General features: G+C 64.5%; 2 protein-coding genes. One reads left to right on the top strand and one right to left on the bottom strand.

All coding sequences use genetic code 11. The features are described from left to right. Positions 1-185: 185 nt before the first annotated feature. Positions 186-1,583, bottom strand: coding sequence for a glucose-6-phosphate dehydrogenase (locus tag AC5RWT_RS36515; protein ID WP_494084480.1), 1,398 nt, complete (start codon positions 1,581-1,583; stop codon positions 186-188). A 290-nt stretch (positions 1,584-1,873) separates the two neighbouring features. Between AC5RWT_RS36515 and AC5RWT_RS36510 the strand changes: the two genes are divergently transcribed. Then, the coding region (locus AC5RWT_RS36510; protein ID WP_494084479.1) for a signal recognition particle receptor subunit alpha at positions 1,874-2,543 on the top strand (670 nt) is incomplete at its 3' end.

Here is a 2,543-nt window from a genome sequence, read left to right as displayed (position 1 = left end):
CACGGGAACGGACAAGCGGTCGAGGATGAGAGCGGACAAGAAGCCGCCACAAACGGACAAGCAGCCGGTCAAGAGAACCAACACGAACAGGGCCCCCCGGACGACACCCCGCCACCCTTCTAGTCGGCATCAGCTAGTCCCCATCAGCTAGTCCCCATCAGCCCATCCAAGTCACAGCAGGATTTTCATGAGGGCAGCGGCTGGTCACTGCGGGAAGTTTCCCAGCTTGCCGGTCCGGTACTACCGGCTTCGTATTCTTCCAGCGGCACCTCGTCTTTCTCCCAGGCTTTCAGTACCGGCTCGACAATCCGCCAGCAGTCCTCGGCTATGTCCCCTCGGACGGACAGCAGCGGGTCGCCGTGCAGGACGCCCTCCAATACTTCGCCATAGGGGAGCAAGTCCGGAGAGTGCAGGTCCGCGCTCATCACCGCCCGGTCCAGCGTGAAGATATCGTGCGGTCCGTTGACATCAATCTCCAATTGAAGGGTTTCGGGTCCCAGACCGATCCTCAGGCGGGTCGGGGCATCGATGCCCTTGAAACCGGTGGGGAGGTGGTTGACCGGCTTGAAGGTGATGATCACTTCCTTCTGTGGCCGACCCAAAGCCTTGCCCGAACGAAGGATGAACGGCACGCCGGACCACCGGTTGTTGTTGATCTCGACCTCAACTTCGGCCAGGGTTTCGGTCTTCCGCAGCGGGTCCACGCCCTGTTCTGCGGTGTAGTCGGGAATGTCGCGGTCGCCAATCCGTCCGGCCGTGTAGCGGGCACGCCGGGTGCTGGTGGCGAAGTCAGGATTAATGCTGCTCGCCCGCAGGACGCTGCCGATATGGTCGCGCAGGTCCCGCTCCCTAATGGTGGCCGGGGCGTTCAAAGCGGTCAGCGCCATCACCTGCAGCAGGTGGCTCTGGATCATGTCGCGCAGAGCGCCGGCGCCGTCATAGTAGCGGGCACGACCCTCCAAGGCGAGTGATTCGTCGTAGAAAATCTCGACCTTCGCCACGTGCTCGTTGCTGAGCAGCGGCTCCAGCAGACGGTTGGCGAATCGCAGACCCAGAATGTTGAAGACCGTGGCCTTCCCCAAGAAGTGGTCCACCCGATGGATATGGTCCTCCGGTACGAGTCTCAGGAGCGTTTTGTTCAGCGACGCAGCCGACTCGCGGCTGGAGCCAAACGGCTTCTCCAGCACCAGGCGGGTTCCCTCCGGAACGTCCTCGGGCCGGAGCACCTCGCAGGCCTTCTGGCTCACCGCGGGAGGCAGTGCAAAGAAGACGGCCACCGGACCGTCCAGGGCAGCCAGCAATTTTGCCAGCGCGCCCTCAGCAGTCACGTCCACCGGGTAATACCGGGTGTTTTCCTGGACATCGCGCAGTTGCCGCCGCCCGTCGTCGTTCGCGGCGCCTTCGCAGGAATCAAAGGCTTCGCGGACGCGTTCTTGCCAAGTGGCCGCGTCCCATTCGTCGGAGCCAGCCCCCACCAGTTTCAGCCCGCTCGTTTTACCCAGTGCGATCAGCCTGCCCAGCCCGGGCAGCAGCAGCCGGCCGGTCAGGTCGCCTGAAGCCCCCAGGATCAAGAGCGTCCGGATTTGCAATGGTCCGTCGGCTGCGGGGGAGGGCACGTCTTGTGCCTGGGTCTGTTCCTGTGTTTGGGTTTGTTCAACGCTCACGTTTCCCACCTTGCCACGGCAGTAGGGCAGAAGGAACGGTTCCGGCGGCAGTGTGAGGCCTCCCGGAGGAGGGGAGCAGACAGATCCAGCCTGGATATCTCCTCACCTTTTCGGCGCGACTGCTCCCGCTGCCAGTTGATACCCTTAAGTGCTGAACTCCGGCGCGGCCCGGGGACTGTGAACCAGATCGACGAAAGTAGACACGGCGCGTGTTCAATTCACTCTCTGACCGGTTGGCCTCAACCTTCAAGAATCTGCGCGGCAAGGGACGGCTGTCCGAGGCCGACGTCGATGCCACCGTGCGCGAAATCCGGCGTGCCCTGCTCGACGCCGACGTCGCGGTGCCCGTGGTGCGCGAGTTCACGGCCCATGTGAAGGAACGCGCCCTCAGCGGCGAAGTCTCCGCAGCGCTGAACCCGGCACAGCAAGTCGTCAAGATCGTCAACGACGAACTGGTCAACATCCTCGGCGGAGAAACCCGCCGCATCAAGCTGGCCAAGAACCCCCCGACGGTGATTATGCTTGCCGGCCTTCAGGGCGCGGGCAAGACCACGCTGGCAGGCAAGCTGTCCAAGTGGCTCAAGGGCCAGGGTCACAGCCCGCTGCTGGTGGCCGCCGACCTGCAGCGACCGAACGCCGTGACGCAGCTGCAGGTCAACGGCCAGCGCGCGGGCGTGCCCGTATACGCCCCGCACCCCGGCGTGCAGTCCGAGTTCGACGCCGTGACCGGCGATCCGGTGGCCGTGGCCCGCGACGGCGTCGCCGAGGCCCGGCAGAAGCTGTACGACGTGGTCATCGTGGACACCGCCGGCCGGCTGGGCGTCGACGCCGAGATGATGCAGCAGGCCGCGGACATCCGCGCCGCCATCAACCCGGACG

The sequence above is a fragment of the Arthrobacter sp. Dra40 genome (assembly GCF_059091905.1).
This window is presented reverse-complemented; position numbering and strand designations above follow the sequence as displayed.